Below are 14,500 nucleotides of genomic sequence, written 5' to 3' on the forward strand. Positions count from 1 at the left end.
TCTCCCTGATCCACAGAGCGCCGCCGCACCACGGCCGCCGCGCACCCCGGGCCGTGAGCTTCCGGAAACCCGCACGCAACGAAACGTCACGGAAACACACCTGTACGCGACCGGAAACGCGCACCGGTGACCCTCTGACGCAGCCCCCACCCGTTGGAGACGCCCGTGACCCTCGCCGCAGCCCATGTCAACGCCGGCGACACCGCCTGGCTGCTCGCCGCGACCGCCCTCGTCCTGCTGATGACCCCGGGCCTGGCCCTGTTCTACGGCGGCATGGTCCGCACGAAGAGCGTCCTCAACATGCTGATGATGAGCTTCGTGTCGATCGCCCTGGTGACGGTGGTGTGGCTGGCGGCCGGCTACTCCCTCGCCTTCGGCGACGACATCGGCGGCGGGCTGATCGGCGGTCTCCACCAGGCCGGGATGCGCGGGCTCGGCCCGGCCGGCGTGCACGGCACGGTCCCCACCGTCCTGTTCGCCACCTTCCAGCTGACCTTCGCGATCGTCACGGCCGCCCTGATCAGCGGCGCCGTCGCCGACCGCACGAAGTTCTCGGCGTGGCTGGTGTTCGTACCGCTGTGGACGCTCCTCGTATACGTTCCGGTGACGCACTGGGTGTGGGGCCCCGGCGGCTGGATCCTCGACAGGCTCGGCGCGCTCGACTTCGCCGGCGGGCTGCCCGTCGAGATCACCTCCGGCGCCTCCGGCCTCGCCCTGTGCCTGGTCCTCGGCCCCCGCCTGGGCTTCAAGAAGGACGCCATGCGCCCGCACAACCTGCCCATGGTGGTCCTCGGCGCCGGTCTGCTCTGGTTCGGCTGGTTCGGCTTCAACGCCGGCTCCGCGCTCGGCGCGAACGGCCTGGCCGCCGCAGCCTTCCTCAACACGCTCGCGGCCGGCTGCACCGGCCTGCTCGGCTGGCTCTTCGTCGAGCAGCGGCGCGACGGCCACCCGACCACCCTGGGCGCCGCCTCCGGCGCGGTGGCCGGCCTGGTCGCCATCACCCCGTCCTGCGGCACGGTGTCCCTGCTCGGCGCGCTGGTCGTCGGCCTCGCCGCCGGAGTCGTCTGCTCCTACGCCGTGAGCTGGAAGTTCAAGCTGAACTACGACGACTCCCTGGACGTCGTCGGCGTCCACCTGGTCGGCGGGATCATCGGCACCCTGCTGATCGGCCTGTTCGCCGAGAAGGCGATGACCGGCGGGACGGAGGGCCTGTTCTACGGCGGCGGGCTCGCCCCGCTCGGCAAGCAGCTGCTCGCCGTGGCCGTCGTCGCGGTGTACGCCTTCTCGGCGACGTACGGCCTGGGCAAGCTGCTCGACAAGGCGCTGGGCTTCCGGGCGAGCGAGGAGCAGGAGCACACGGGTCTGGACCTTACGGTGCACGCCGAGACCGCATACGATCACGGCGTCCTGGGCCACGGCGCCCCGGTCAGCTCGTCCGTCCTCTCCCCCTCCGCCCAGAAGGTCAAGACTTAAGGCATGAAGCTCATCACCGCGATCGTCAAGCCGTACCGTCTGGACGAGGTCAAGACCGCCCTCCAGGAGCTGGGGGTGCACGGGCTGACCGTGACCGAGGCCAGCGGCTACGGCCGGCAGCGCGGCCACACCGAGGTGTACCGGGGGGCGGAGTACCGCGTCGACCTGGTGCCGAAGGTGCGCATCGAGGTCGTGGTGGAGGACGCGGCGGCGGACGACGTCATCGACGCGATCGTCAGGGCCGCGCAGACGGGGAAGATCGGGGACGGGAAGGTGTGGGCCGTTCCCGTCGAGACGGTCGTCCGGGTGCGGACCGGCGAGCGCGGGCCCGACGCGCTCTGACCAGCAGCGCCCCGGTCAGCGCCCCGGCGGCGGACACCAGCGCCAGAAGCAGCCAGGGCAGCGCGAGGAAGGCGGCGCGCGCGGACTCCCGGGTGCCTTGGGCGCTCACCGTCTCCTACACGCTGCGCGACGCCGGGAACGTCACCCTCAGCCCCAGGGTGCGGCTGACGGCACGCGGACTGTTCGGCCGTACGCTGCTCGACCGCTCCTCGACCCGCGTGCCGGCGGAGCTGCTGCAGGGGCAGCGGGTGCGGCTCACCGTGACCTGGCGCGGGGCGCCCCAGTTCGACCGCGGGGACATCACCGTCACCGCGCGTGCTCGACGGAGAGCGCGGGCAGCGTGGGCCTGGCCCAGGCGCCCACCCCGCGCATGCTCTCCTTCAGCGTCCGCACCGCGAACCCGCCGTCCCGGGCGGTGTCGTAGGCGTCGGCGGCGTACAGCCGGAAGGACGCCGCTCGCCTTCACCTGGCCTGCGCAGGCGGGTGCGGGCGCGCTGCGCCGGGGTGCGGATCTGACGGCCCGTCGGATCGTACGGGCTCATTGACCCGCTCCAGTCGGCCCGCAACAAGGTTGGATTCCGGCCGACCTGCTGTTCGGCCGGCACCCTGCCGGCCGACGGCGACGGGCCGGCCGGGGGCGGATCGCTCAGCCTGCGGAAACGGTGACCCGCACCGCGCCGTCCGGAGAAGCCAGCAGTACCGGCGTCCCGGCACCACCCAGGTCGGCGACGGCGGCGAGGTCCTCCGCCGGCAACTCCTCCGCGTCGCTCACCACGGCCGCCGCCTCCAGCGACCGCGCCCCCGAGGCCACGGCCATGGCAACCGCCGTACGCAGCGCGCTCAGCTTCAGCGAGGCCAGCTCCACCGACCCGGCGACATACGTGCGCCCGGTCTCGTCCCGCACGGCCGCGCCCTCGGGCACACCGTTGCGGGCCCGCGCGGAACGGGCCAGGGTGACGATCTTGCGGTCCTCGGGGTCAAGCGCGTTGCTCTCGGTCATGCCCCGAGCATACGAAGCCCCGGCAGGCCCGCCCGGCACGGGTGCGCTCACGAGCGGTCGAGCCGCAGCCGCTCGGCCCGGGGCAGACCGGCCACCACCAGGTCGTAGGAGTCCTCGACCAGCTCCCGCACCAGCCGGTCCGGCAGCCCCCCGTCGACCGTCACGGTGTTCCAGTGCCGCTTGTTCATGTGCCAGCCCGGGACGATCAGCCCCTCGTGCTCGGCCCGCAGCCGGATGGCGTCCTCCGGGTCGCACTTGAGGTTGACCGTCAGGGGCCGCGCGTCCAGGTGGCTCAGGGCGAACATCTTGCCCAGCACCTTGAAGACCGAGATCTCGGGGCTGAACGGGAAGTCCTCCACGGCCGCGTTGAAGGACAGGCAGAAGGCGCGCAGCTCCCGGGGCGTCACTCGGCCTTCTCCTCCTCGACGACGGGCACGGGCACCGGCTCCACCAGCACCGTCACGATCTTGTTCCGGCGGCCGGCCGCGGCCTCCGCCGTGAGCCGCAGGCTGCGCCCGTCGGGCAGCTCCACCTCGGCGGAGGCCCCGGCGATGGGCACCCGGCCGAGGGCCTTGGCGAGCAGCCCGCCGACGGTCTCCACGTCCTCGTCGTCGTACTCCTCCAGCCCGTACAGCTCGCCGAGGTCGGTGATGTCCAGGCGGGCGGTGACCCGGAAGCGGTCGTCGCCGAGGTCCTCCACGGGCGGGAGTTCCCGGTCGTACTCGTCGGTGATCTCACCGACGATCTCCTCCAGGATGTCCTCGATGGTGACGATCCCGGCGGTGCCGCCGTACTCGTCGATGACGACGGCGACGTGGTTGCGCTCCTTCTGCATCTCGCGCAGCAGGTCGCCGGCGTTCTTGGTGTCGGGCACGAACACGGCCGGGCGCATCGCCGTGGACACCAGGTCGCCCTCCGCGTCCCGGCTGATGTGCGTCTTGCGGACCAGGTCCTTCAGGTACACGATCCCGACGATGTCGTCCTCGCTCTCGCCGGTGACCGGGATGCGCGAGAACCCGGAGCGCAGGGCGAGGGTGAGGGCCTGCCGGATGGTCTTGAAGCGCTCGATGGTGACCAGGTCGGTCCGCGGGACCATCACCTCCCGCACCAGCGTGTCGCCCAGCTCGAAGACCGAGTGCACCATCCGGCGCTCGTCGTCCTCGATGAGCGACTCCTTCTCGGCGAGGTCGACGAGCGCGCGCAGCTCCGCCTCGGAGGCGAAGGGCCCGCGCCGGAAGCCCTTGCCGGGCGTGAGCGCGTTGCCGATGAGGATCAGCAGGGACGGGATCGGGCCCATGATCCGGGCCAGCGGCAGCAGCACGTACGCCGCGGCGGTCGCGGTGTTGAGCGGGTGCTGGCGGCCGATGGTGCGCGGGGAGACGCCGACGGCGACGTACGACACGAGCACCATGACGCCGATGGCGATCAGCAGGGCCTGCCAGGTGGCGAACTCCTGCAGGCAGGCGTAGGTCACCAGCGCCGCCGCGGCCATCTCGCAGGCCACGCGGACCAGCAGGGCCACGTTCAGGTAGCGGGTGGGGTCGGCGGCGATCTGGGCGAGCCGGGCGCTGCCCCGCCGGCCCGACTTCACGGCCTCCTCGGCGCGGAAGCTGGAGACGCGCGCGAGGCCCGCCTCCGCGCAGGCGGCGAGCCAGGCGACGACGACCAGCGCGATCGCGCCGACCACGATCTGCGGAGACATACGGCCCCGCTTACGAGACGGTCGGCGCCGGGGACGGCCCGGTCAGACCGCGCTCGGCCCGCCACCCGTCCACGATGGCGGCCTGGAGCCCGAACATCTCGGCCTTCTCGTCGGGCTCCTCGTGGTCGTACCCGAGCAGGTGCAGCACCCCGTGGACGGTGAGCAGCTGGAGCTCCTCGTCCATGGAGTGCTGCGTCGGAGCCTCCGCCCCCTGCTTCGCGGCCACCTCCGGGCACAGCACGATGTCGCCGAGCAGCCCCTGCGGCGGCTCGTCGTCGTCCTTGGACGGCGGGCGCAGCTCGTCCATCGGGAAGGACATGACATCGGTGGGGCCGGGCAGGTCCATCCACTGGATGTGCAGCTGCTCCATGGCGTCGGCGTCCACGACGATCACCGAGAGCTCGGAGAGGGGGTGGATGCGCATCCGCGCGAGCGCGTAGCGGGCGATGTCGAGGATCGCCTGCTCGTCTACCTCGGTGCCGGACTCGTTGTTGACGTCGATCGACATGGTCGTGCTGGTCTACTTCCCCTTGGTGCCCTTGGCGCCGGACTTGCCACGGACGCCCTTGGGCGCGCCGTTCTCGGTGCCGTACTTGCTGTCGTACTTCTCGTACGCGTCGACGATACGGCCCACCAGCTTGTGCCGTACGACATCGTGGGACGACAGCCGGGAGAAGTGGACGTCCTCCACGCCCTCCAGGATCTCCTGCACCTGCCTGAGGCCCGACTTCTGCCCGTTCGGCAGGTCGACCTGGGTCACGTCACCCGTGATCACGATCTTCGAGTCGAAGCCGAGGCGGGTGAGGAACATCTTCATCTGCTCGGGGCTCGTGTTCTGGGCCTCGTCCAGGATGATGAAGGCGTCGTTGAGCGTGCGACCGCGCATGTAGGCGAGCGGCGCGACCTCGATCGTCCCGGCGGCCATCAGCCGCGGGATCGAGTCCGGGTCGATCATGTCGTGCAGCGCGTCGTACAGCGGGCGCAGGTACGGGTCGATCTTCTCGTAGAGCGTGCCGGGCAGGAAGCCGAGCCGCTCGCCCGCCTCCACCGCCGGACGGGTCAGGATGATCCGGTTGACCTGCTTGGACTGCAGGGCCTGCACGGCCTTGGCCATGGCCAGGTAGGTCTTGCCGGTACCGGCGGGGCCGATGCCGAAGACGATCGTGTGCTTGTCGATCGCGTCGACGTACCGCTTCTGGTTGAGGGTCTTGGGGCGGATCGTCCGGCCGCGCGAGGACAGGATGTTCTGCGTCAGCACCTCGGCCGGGGTCTCCAGGCCGTCGCTCGTCCCTGCCTCGCTCGCCTTCAGCATGGCGATCGAGCGTTCCACTGCGTCCTCCGTCATCGGCTGCCCGGTGCGGAGCACCAGCATCATCTCTTCGAACACGCGCGAGATGAGGGCGACGTCGACCGGGTCGCCGACCGCGCTGATCTCATTGCCCCGGACGTGGATGTCGGCCGCCGGGAAGGCCCTCTCGATCACACGCAGGAGGGAGTCGCCGGAACCCAGCACGGTCACCATGGGGTGCTGGGCGGGGACGGTGAACTGCGCTCTCGCCTGCTCCTGCGCGGGGGTGTGAGCTGTGGGTGTCTGTGTCATGGGCCGGCTCTGAAGGCCTGCGCTTCCTCCTCGTCACGGCCGCGCAGCTGACGGCGGCCTCGCACTGTCCAGAGTACGACGGGGGGCTGACAACGCCGTAGGGCTTTTCATACGACCGTTTCCCTCGCTTCCCACCAGAACCACACCCTCGCCCGCTACCCAGCCGACCGAGCGGCACCCCGCCAACCGTCTCCCAGCCGCCCACGTCACCCCCCGTAAGCCTGGGCCGCCCCCCCCGGCCGAGCGGCACCCCCGCACGCCTCCCAGCCGACCGAGCCACCGCCCCCGGGCCGCCTCCTCGCCGGCCGAGTCGGGTGGCGGGTGGGAAACCGCGGGCCCGGCGGAGCCCCCCGCGTCAGCCGGAGCGGCGGAAGCCGATGGTCGGCACCGCCCGCCGCAGCGGCCACGGCCGGTCCAGTTCCTCCGGCACCAGGCCCTCCAGGAACTCGTACCGCCGAAGCGCCGCGGGCGACTGCCCCGGCAGGGACTGCACGCGCCGCCACCACGCCCCGATCTCCGACCACCCCGGCGCCGACAGGGACCCCCCGAACTCCTGCACCGACAGCGCGGCCGTGAGCCCGGCGAAGGCCAGCCGGTCGGCCAGCGGCCATCCCGCCAGGGACCCGGTCACGAACCCGGCGACGAACACGTCCCCCGCCCCGGTCGGATCCAGCGCCTCCACCTCGATCGCCGGCACCTCCGCCGTCTCCCCGGTCCGCCGGTCCACCGCGTAGGCACCGTCCGAGCCCAGCGTGACCACGGCGACCGGCACGTACTCGGTCAGGGCGTGCGCGGCGAGCCGCGGGCAGTCGGTGCCGGTGTACCGCTTGGCCTCCTCCGCGTTGGGCAGGAAGGCCTCGCAGTGCTCCAGGTCGGCCAGCCCGGACAGGTCCCACGCGCCGGTCTCGTCCCAGCCGACGTCGGCGAAGATGCGGGTGCCCGCGCGCGCGGCGTGCGCGATCCAGGGCGCGCTGCGGCCGGGCGTGAGGGAGGCGACGGCGGCCCGCGCGCGGGGCGGCCGGGCGGTGGCGCCCTCCTGGAGGAGCACGGCCTCCGCGGGCGGCTCGTGCCCGTGGGAGACCATGGTCCGCTCGCCCTCGTAGGCCATGGAGACGGTCACCGGCGAGTGCCAGCCGGGCACGGTCTGCGAGGCGGACAGGTCGATGCCCTCGCCCTGCTCCAGCGCGTCCCAGCAGTACTCGCCGTAGTGGTCGTCGCCGAAGGCCGCCGCGAGGGCGGTCCGCAGGCCGAGCCGGGCCAGGGCGGCGGCCATGTTGGCGACCCCGCCGGGGCTGGAGCCCATGCCCCGGGCCCAGGACTCGGTGCCGCGCACCGGCGCCGAGTCCAGGCCGGTGAAGATGATGTCGAGGAAGACCGTGCCGGTGAGGTAGACGTCCCAGGGCGGGTCACCGGGGGCGCGCAGCGCGGCGAGCGGATCGACCTGGGTCTGGCAGCGCGCTGCCTGGGTGAGGTGTTCCGGTTCCTCTCCGGTGAGGGTGTGCGACAGCGTCACGGTGCGCTCCCTGGCGTGGTGCGGTTCTGGCCAGTGTGCACCAGGTCACGCACCGGGTCGCCGTGCGGCGCCGGTCACCAGCGGGGCATCGCCGGTGTCCGCCAGTCCGGTTCGGCGGTGCGCATGGCCGCCGCGTCGTCGCGGTCCCGCAGCGAGCCGTCGTCCTCGGCCCACCGCCGGTGCAGCCGGGCGAGTTCGTCCCGGTCCAGCTCGACGCCGAGGCCCGGCGCGTCGGACACCGCGACCCGGCCGCCGTGGAACGCGAGCCGTTCGGTGAGGACGTCCTCGGACTGCCAGGGGTAGTGGGAGTCGCAGGCGTGGTGGAGGTTCGGGACCGTGGCCGCCACCTGGGTCATCGCGGCGAGGCTGATGCCGAGGTGGGTGTTGGAGTGCATGGACACCCCGACTCCGAAGGCGGCGCAGATCGCGGCGAGGTGCTGGGTGTTGCGCAGCCCGCCCCAGTAGTGGTGGTCGGAGAGGACGACCTGCACGGCGTCCTTGGTGAACGCCTCCTTGATCTCGCCGAAGGTGGTCACGCACATGTTGGTGGCGAGGGGGACGTCCGTGCCGGCGGCGACCTGGGCCATGCCGGGCGTGCCCAGCGTCGGGTCCTCCAGGTACTCCAGGACGTCGCCGAGTTCCTTCGCGACCTTCAGCGAGGTCTCCACCGACCAGGCGCCGTTGGGGTCGAGCCGCAGCGGGTGTCCGGGGAAGGCCTCGGCGAGGGCGCGGACGGCGGCGATCTCCTCGTCGGGCGGGAAGACCCCGCCCTTGAGCTTGAACGAGCCGAAGCCGTACCGCTCCTGGAGCCGGCGGGCCTGTGCCACCACGCCGGCCGGGTCGAGCGCGGCGCCCCACTCGTCCGGCTCGGCGGCGACGCCCGCCGGGTGCCGGTCCCACTTGTAGAAGAGGTAGGCGCTGTACTCGACCGCGTCCCGGACCTTGCCGCCGAGCAGCGCGTGCACGGGCAGTCCGAGCGCCTTGCCCTGGGCGTCGAGGCAGGCGACCTCGAAGGCGGACAGCACGGACAGCCGGAGTTTGTCGGCGGTCTGCACCCCGCGCAGGCCGCCGGCGTCCGTCTGGCCCTCGACCCGGGAGGCGTCCACGGCGAGGTCGATCCCGAACAGGCCGTTCACGTGCATGACCGAGCGTCCGGTGAGCCGCTCGGCCAGCGGCCGGGCCAGCTCCAGGTACTTGGTGTCGCCGTAGGTCTCGCCGAGCCCGGTGGTCCCGTCGGCGGTGACGATCTCCACGATCAGGCGGGGGGTGTACGGCTGGTGCACGCCCTGGGTGTTGAGCAGCGGCGGGTCGGCGACCAGGATCGGCGTCAGCCGCACCTCGGCGATGGTCAGGTCACGGGTCACAGGGAGGCTCCTACGAGGTCGAGTCCGGCGGCGAGGAGGGCCTTGAGGTCGGCGAGGTCGGCGGGCGAGGGGTCGGCGAGCGGGGCGCGCACGGGCCCGACGGGCTGCCCGCGCAGCCGGGCCGCCGCCTTCACCAGGGACACGGCGTATCCGGGTGCCCGGTCGCGGAGTTCGACGAACGGGACGTAGAAGTCGCGCAGCAGCTTGTCGACGGTGCCGTGGTCGCCGTCCCGGAGTGCGGCGAAGAAGGCCCCGGCGATCTCGGGGGCGAAGGCGTGCACGGCGGAGGAGTAGGCGGGGACGCCGACGGCGGCGTAGGCGCGGGCCTGGACCTCGGCGGTGGCGGCGCCGTTGAAGAAGAGGAAGCCGTCGGGGGCGGCGAGGGTGAGGCGCTGGAGCCGGTCCAGGTCGCTGTGGCCGTCCTTGAGCCCGATGACGTTCGGGACGCGGGCGATGCGCCGCAACGAGTCGGCGGTGTAGGCGACCTGGCCGCGCTGATAGGCGATCAGGGGCAGCCGGGTGCGGGCGGCGAGGTGTTCCAGCTGGGCGGCGAGCCCGTCCTGCGGGGCCTCGGTCAGGTAGTGCGGCAGCACCAGCAGGGCGTCGGCGCCGGACTCCTCGGCGATCCGGGCGAACCGCGCGGCCTGCGCCCAGCCGTAACCGGTGCCGGCCACCACGGGCACCCGGCCCGCGGCCTGCTCGACGGCGAGGGTGACGACGGTCCGGTACTCGTCCTCGTCCAGCGAGAAGAACTCGCCGGTGCCGCAGGCCGGGAAGAGGGCGCCGGGGCCGGCGGCGAGCCGGCCGGCGACGTGGGCGCGGAATCCGTCGGGATCGAGGGTGCCGTCGTCGTGGAAGGCGGTGAGCGGAAAGGACAGCACGCCGCGGGTCATCCCCGCGCGCAGTCGTCGCGCCACGTCCTGCGGATCCGGGTCGCCGCCCATCTGACCATCTCCTCTTGTGAATGCCGTCCACATATGAGAACAAAGGCTAATCGCTCCTACCCCCTTGCACCATCCCCAAACACGACCGTGGCCCGGATCACACCCTCCGGGCTTCTTCCGGAACCGCGTGCTTGATACAACTTGCTCGCGCGTTCCTGTCCGTCGACGGTCGCAGCCCATCCCCCTTCTTACGAGCCGCACTTACGCCTGCCCTGGGAACGCCCGTGTCCGCCCTGCGCACCCCGCCCTGGCCCCTCGTCGCCCTCTTCGCGGCCGGGTACCTCGCCCCTTACCTGCTGCCCACCACCGTCGGCAGACTCGACAGCGGACTCCCGCTCACCGCGACCCAGGCCGGGGCCATCGGCAGTGCCCTGCTGCTGAGTTCGGCGACCGCCGGATTCCTGCTGGCCTCCCGGGTCGGCCGGACCGGCCCCCGCGTCCTCGCCCGCGCCGGTCTCGCGCTCGCCGCCCTCGGCTACGGCGGTGCCGCCCTCACCGGCGCCGTACCGGCCGTCGTCGCGGGCGCGGTGGTCGGCGGCTTCGGGTCCGGCACGGTCACGGCGGTGGCCGCGAGCGGCATCGCCGGCCAGCGTGACCCGCACCGGGTCACCACCCTCGGCCTGCTCGGCGTCTCCGCCCTCGCGGGCGCCCTCTACCTGACGATCCCGCACCTCGGCCCCGGCCACGGCCTGCCGCTCGCCGCCATCGCGCTGACCGCGCTCGCCGTCTGGCCGCTCACCGGCCGCCTGTCCGGCCCCACGGCCCCGGCCCGCACGGCCGTCGGGTACGGCCGCCTCCCCCACCTCCGCGCGGGCCTGCTGCTGGCCGCCGCGATGCCCTGCTGGTCCCTCGCCCAGAACGCCCTGTGGGGGGTCAGCGGCCGGATCGGCCTCGACCAGGCGCATCTCGGCGAGGTCACCGTCGGCGCGGTCTTCGCGGTGGCGCTCGGCGCCGGGCTCCTGGGGGTCGTCGGCGCGGGCGCGCTCGGCCCGCGGCTGGGCCGGGCCCTGCCCATCGGCGCCGGTACGGCCCTCATCGCGGGCTGCATCGCGCTCAGCGCCGCGGCCACCGACCTGGGCGCGTTCGCGGGGGGCGAGATCGCCTGGAACCTGCTCTACCCGGTCGTGCTGTCCTACGTCATCGCGCTGGCCGCGTCCCTGGACCCGCGGGGCCGCTGGACGGTCCTGGTGGGCTCGGCGTCCTCGCTGGGCACGGCGGCGGGTCCGCTCGCCGGCAGTGTGCTGGCGGCCGGGGCGGGCTTCCCGGCGATGGGGCGGGTGCTCGGCGCCGGGCTGCTGCTGGTCGCCGTACCGATGACGGCGGTGGCCCTGCGGACGGGCAGGCGCCCCCTGCCCGTCGTGGAGGTCCCGGCCGGAGCCCCGGTCGCGGAGACCCCGGTCGCGGAACTCCCGGTCGTGGAAGTCCGGGTGGAGACGCCCGCCGTGCCCGCGCGGCGCGCTTACGACACCGCGTCCCCGAACTCGTAGGCGTCCACCTCGGCGATGTACCGGGCCCTGCGCTCCTCGTCGTCGTCCAGGAAGGAGGCGAGGAAGGAGTTGCGGGCCAGGTCGCGCAGCCGGTCCCGGGACAGCCCCAGGGCCTGGTGCACGGCCGCGTAGTTGTCGCCCGCGTACCCGCCGAAGTAGGCGGGGTCGTCGGAGTTGACCGTGCACAGCAGGCCGGCGTCGAGCATGGCGGGGAGGGGGTGGTCGGCCAGGGTGTCGACGGTCCGGAGCCGGACGTTGGACAGCGGGCACAGCGTGAGCGGGATCCGCTCCCGGACCAGCCGCTCGACCAGCGCCGGGTCCTCCACGCAGCGCAGGCCGTGGTCGACGCGCTCCACGCCGAGCACGTCCAGCGCCTCGGTGATGTACTCCGGCGGTCCCTCCTCACCGGCGTGCGCGACCCGGCGCAGTCCGAGCGCGGCGGCGGCCTCGTAGACCTCCCGGAACTTCACCGGCGGGTGCCCGACCTCGGCCGAGTCCAGGCCCACCCCGGTGATCCGGTCCAGGTACGGCTTCGCGGCCTCGAGGGTGGCCAGTGCCGACTCGGCGGACTCGTCCCGCAGGAAGCACATGATCAGCTTGGTGGAGACGCCGTGGTCGGCCTCGCTGCTGCCGAGCGCCCGCCACAGCCCCTCCACGACCGTGCCCATGGCCACGCCCCGGGCCAGGTGGGCCTGCGGGTCGAAGAAGATCTCCGCGTGCCGGACGCCCTGCGCGGCGGCCCGGGCGAGGTAGGCGTGGGCCAGATCGGCGAAGTCCTGCTCGGTGCGCAGGACGGCCATCAGTTCGTAGTAGAGGTCCAGGAAGGACTGGAGGTCCTCGAAGCGGTAGGCCTCGCGGAGGGCGTCGGTGTCCGCGTACGGGAGGGTCACCCCGTTGCGGGCGGCCAGCTCGAAGGCCAGCTCCGGCTCCAGGGTGCCTTCGATATGGAGGTGCAGTTCAGCTTTCGGGAGGGGCATCAAAGCATCGTACGGGTGCTTTACCGCCGTTTCGGAACCGGCACCCTCAGCAGGTCGTACGCGACGGTCAGCTCTCCCGTGAAGCCCGCCGCCCGCGCCTGCCGCTCGAACTCCTCCGGGTCGGTGTACCGCTGGCTGAAGTGGGTCAGGACGAGATGCCGCACGCCGGCGTCCCGGGCGACGGCCGCGGCCTGGCCGGCCGTCAGGTGCCCGTGCTCGATGGCGAGTTCCACGTCCTCGTCGAGGAAGGTGGACTCGATGACGAGCAGGTCGCAGCCCTCCGCGAGCGCGTGCACGCCGTCGCACAGCCGGGTGTCCATGACGAACGCGAACCGCTGCCCGCGCCGCACCTCGCTGACGTCCTCCAGGGTCACGTCGCCGAGCCGGCCCTCGCGCTGGAGGCGGCCCACGTCCGGGCCCTCGATGCCGTGCGCGGTGAGCCGGTCGGGCAGCATGCGGCGGCCGTCGGGCTCGATCAGGCGGTAGCCGTAGGACTCGATCGGGTGCGAGAGCCTGCGGGCCTCCAGCGTGTACGACCGGGTCACCGCGAGAATGCCGTCGGCGGCGACCGGCGCCTCGGTGACGCCGACCGTCTCGCGGTAGGCGGTGGCGTAGCGCAGGCGGTCGAAGAAGCGCCGGCCGGAGCGCGGGTAGTGCGCGGTGACCTCGTGCGGCACCTGGTCGAGGTTGATCCGCTGGATGACCCCGGCGAGACCGAGGCAGTGGTCCCCGTGGAAGTGCGTGACGCAGATCCGGTTCAGGTCGTGGGCGGCGACCCCGGCGCGCAGCATCTGCCGCTGCGTGCCCTCGCCGGGGTCGAACAGGATGCCCTCACCGTCCCACCGCAGCAGGTAGCCGTTGTGGTTGCGGTGCCGGGTCGGGACCTGGCTGGCGGTGCCGAGGACCACCAACTCGCGTACGGACATCGCCTATCCGGGGGGCCACTGGAGGCCGCGGCCGCCGAGGACGTGGGCGTGGGCGTGCCAGACGGTCTGGCCGGCGCCGCTGCCCGTGTTGAAGACGAGGCGGTAGCTGTCGAGCTTCTCCTCGTCGGCGACGGCCTTGGTCTCGGCGAGGACGTCGGCCGCGATCTGCGGGGCGCCCGCGGCGAGCTCGGCCGCGTTCTCGTAGTGGGCCTTCGGGATCACCAGGACGTGGGTCGGGGCCTGGGGGTTTATGTCGCGGAAGGCCACGGTCGTCTCGGTCTCGCGGACGATCGTCGCCGGGATCTCGCCCGCGACGATCTTGCAGAACAGGCAGTCGTTCTGCGGCTCTCCGGCCATGGGTGTGCCTCCTGTGATCAATACCCTGGGCATCGTAGTCGGTCAGGCGGGCATGCCCGGCGGGGTTTTCGCGGGCCGCTCCCCCAGTGCCTCCAGCGCGAGCCTGACGGCCTCGTCCAGCTGGGCGTCGCGGCCCTCCGCCCAGTCCTGGGGTCTCTGCACGACCTCCACGTCCGGGTCCACGCCGTGGTTCTCCACGTCCCAGCCCACGCCCTCCAGCCACATCGCGTACTTCGGCTGGGTGACCAGAGTGCCGTCGATCAGGTGGTAGCGGCTGTCGATGCCGATGACGCCGCCCCAGGTGCGGGTGCCGACGACCGGGCCGATGCCCAGGGCCTTGATCGCCGCGTTGACGATGTCGCCGTCGGAGCCGGAGAACTCGTTGGCGACGGCGACGACCGGGCCGCGCGGGGCGTCCAGGGGATAGCTGGTGGGGCGCATGCCGCGCGGGAGGTCCCAGCCGATGATCCGGCGGGCCAGTTTCTCGACCACGAGCTGGGAGGTGTGGCCGCCCCGGTTCTCGCGGACGTCGACCACCAGGCCTTCACGGGCGACCTCGACCCGCAGGTCGCGGTGGATCTGGGCCCAGCCGGGGGCCTGCATGTCCGGGACGTGGAGGTAGCCGAGGCGGCCGGCGGAGGCCGCGTGGACGTGGGCGCGGCGGCCGGCGACCCAGGCGTGGTAGCGCAGGGGCTCCTCGTCGGCGATGGGGATGACGACCGTGTGCCGGGGCTCGCCGCCGCCGGCCGGGGAGACGGTCAGCTCCACCGGCTGGCCGTGTTCGCCGCTCCTCGCTGTCGCCCATGGCCCACCGG

At 72.9% G+C, this 14,500-nt stretch carries 15 protein-coding genes and 2 pseudogenes; 4 read left to right on the forward strand and 13 right to left on the reverse strand.

Translation table 11 applies throughout. The features are described from left to right. The first annotated feature begins 165 nt into the window (after positions 1-165). From ABZV94_RS14115 to ABZV94_RS14125, 3 genes and pseudogenes are all read left to right on the forward strand, one after another. Positions 166-1,473 (forward strand): ammonium transporter, encoded by a 1,308-nt coding sequence (locus tag ABZV94_RS14115; RefSeq protein ID WP_356340520.1) that lies wholly within the window; start codon positions 166-168, stop codon positions 1,471-1,473. A 3-nt stretch (positions 1,474-1,476) separates the two neighbouring features. Further along, a complete protein-coding gene (locus tag ABZV94_RS14120; RefSeq protein WP_030657043.1) occupies positions 1,477-1,815 on the forward strand; it encodes a P-II family nitrogen regulator in 339 nt (112 codons plus the stop codon). 110 nt (positions 1,816-1,925) lie between these two features. Then, positions 1,926-2,135 (forward strand): annotated as a pseudogene (locus ABZV94_RS14125) (DUF916 domain-containing protein); the annotation flags it as partial. 22 nt (positions 2,136-2,157) lie between these two features. On the opposite strand, the pseudogene ABZV94_RS14130 reads toward ABZV94_RS14125, so the two are convergent. The 9 genes and pseudogenes from ABZV94_RS14130 to ABZV94_RS14170 form a co-directional block, all read right to left on the reverse strand. Continuing rightward, positions 2,158-2,265 (reverse strand): annotated as a pseudogene (locus ABZV94_RS14130) (DUF916 domain-containing protein); the annotation flags it as partial. A gap of 196 nt (positions 2,266-2,461) precedes the next feature. After that, positions 2,462-2,815 (reverse strand): cytidine deaminase, encoded by a 354-nt coding sequence (locus ABZV94_RS14135; protein WP_356340521.1) that lies wholly within the window; start codon positions 2,813-2,815, stop codon positions 2,462-2,464. Positions 2,816-2,862: 47 nt separating this feature from the next. Continuing rightward, complete coding sequence (locus ABZV94_RS14140; protein WP_356340522.1) at positions 2,863-3,222, reverse strand: MmcQ/YjbR family DNA-binding protein; 360 nt, start codon at positions 3,220-3,222, stop codon at positions 2,863-2,865. Next, positions 3,219-4,517: a hemolysin family protein gene (locus ABZV94_RS14145; protein ID WP_356340524.1), complete on the reverse strand. Its 1,299-nt coding sequence runs from the start codon at positions 4,515-4,517 to the stop codon at positions 3,219-3,221. Before ABZV94_RS14145 ends, ABZV94_RS14140 begins: the two co-directional genes overlap by 4 nt. A 10-nt stretch (positions 4,518-4,527) precedes the next feature. Beyond that, positions 4,528-5,025, reverse strand: coding sequence for an rRNA maturation RNase YbeY (ybeY, locus tag ABZV94_RS14150; protein ID WP_030657030.1), 498 nt, complete (start codon positions 5,023-5,025; stop codon positions 4,528-4,530). A gap of 12 nt (positions 5,026-5,037) precedes the next feature. Further along, positions 5,038-6,117, reverse strand: a complete 1,080-nt coding sequence (locus ABZV94_RS14155; protein ID WP_030657027.1) for a PhoH family protein — start codon at positions 6,115-6,117, stop codon at positions 5,038-5,040. 355 nt (positions 6,118-6,472) lie between these two features. Next, positions 6,473-7,630, reverse strand: a complete 1,158-nt coding sequence (locus ABZV94_RS14160; protein ID WP_356340525.1) for a PfkB family carbohydrate kinase — start codon at positions 7,628-7,630, stop codon at positions 6,473-6,475. A 74-nt stretch (positions 7,631-7,704) separates the two neighbouring features. Continuing rightward, positions 7,705-8,994 carry a glucarate dehydratase family protein gene (locus ABZV94_RS14165; protein WP_356340527.1) on the reverse strand — a complete coding sequence of 430 codons (1,290 nt, stop codon included), beginning with the start codon at positions 8,992-8,994 and terminating at the stop codon, positions 7,705-7,707. Beyond that, positions 8,991-9,938: a 5-dehydro-4-deoxyglucarate dehydratase gene (locus ABZV94_RS14170; RefSeq protein WP_356340528.1), complete on the reverse strand. Its 948-nt coding sequence runs from the start codon at positions 9,936-9,938 to the stop codon at positions 8,991-8,993. The genes ABZV94_RS14165 and ABZV94_RS14170 overlap by 4 nt, the downstream gene beginning before the upstream one ends. Before the next feature lie 224 nt (positions 9,939-10,162). Here ABZV94_RS14170 and ABZV94_RS14175 point away from each other — a divergent pair, with 224 nt between their 5' ends. Further along, complete coding sequence (locus ABZV94_RS14175) at positions 10,163-11,425, forward strand: MFS transporter (RefSeq protein WP_356340529.1); 1,263 nt, start codon at positions 10,163-10,165, stop codon at positions 11,423-11,425. Here ABZV94_RS14175 and ABZV94_RS14180 read toward each other — a convergent pair. The 4 genes from ABZV94_RS14180 to ABZV94_RS14195 all read right to left on the reverse strand — a co-directional run. Continuing rightward, the gene (locus ABZV94_RS14180) at positions 11,398-12,402 is read right to left on the reverse strand and encodes an adenosine deaminase (RefSeq protein ID WP_356340531.1); all 1,005 of its coding nucleotides are present in this window, start codon (positions 12,400-12,402) and stop codon (positions 11,398-11,400) included. The genes ABZV94_RS14175 and ABZV94_RS14180 overlap by 28 nt on opposite strands. A 20-nt stretch (positions 12,403-12,422) precedes the next feature. After that, the gene (locus ABZV94_RS14185; protein ID WP_356340532.1) at positions 12,423-13,328 is read right to left on the reverse strand and encodes a ribonuclease Z; all 906 of its coding nucleotides are present in this window, start codon (positions 13,326-13,328) and stop codon (positions 12,423-12,425) included. A 3-nt stretch (positions 13,329-13,331) separates the two neighbouring features. Then, a complete protein-coding gene (locus tag ABZV94_RS14190) occupies positions 13,332-13,685 on the reverse strand; it encodes a histidine triad nucleotide-binding protein (protein WP_356340533.1) in 354 nt (117 codons plus the stop codon). A gap of 42 nt (positions 13,686-13,727) precedes the next feature. Continuing rightward, positions 13,728-14,500 (reverse strand): S41 family peptidase (locus ABZV94_RS14195; RefSeq protein ID WP_356340534.1); only part of this gene is annotated, 773 nt, incomplete at its 5' end.

It is taken from the genome of Streptomyces sp. NPDC004658 (assembly GCF_040609555.1).
Lineage (GTDB): Bacteria > Actinomycetota > Actinomycetes > Streptomycetales > Streptomycetaceae > Streptomyces.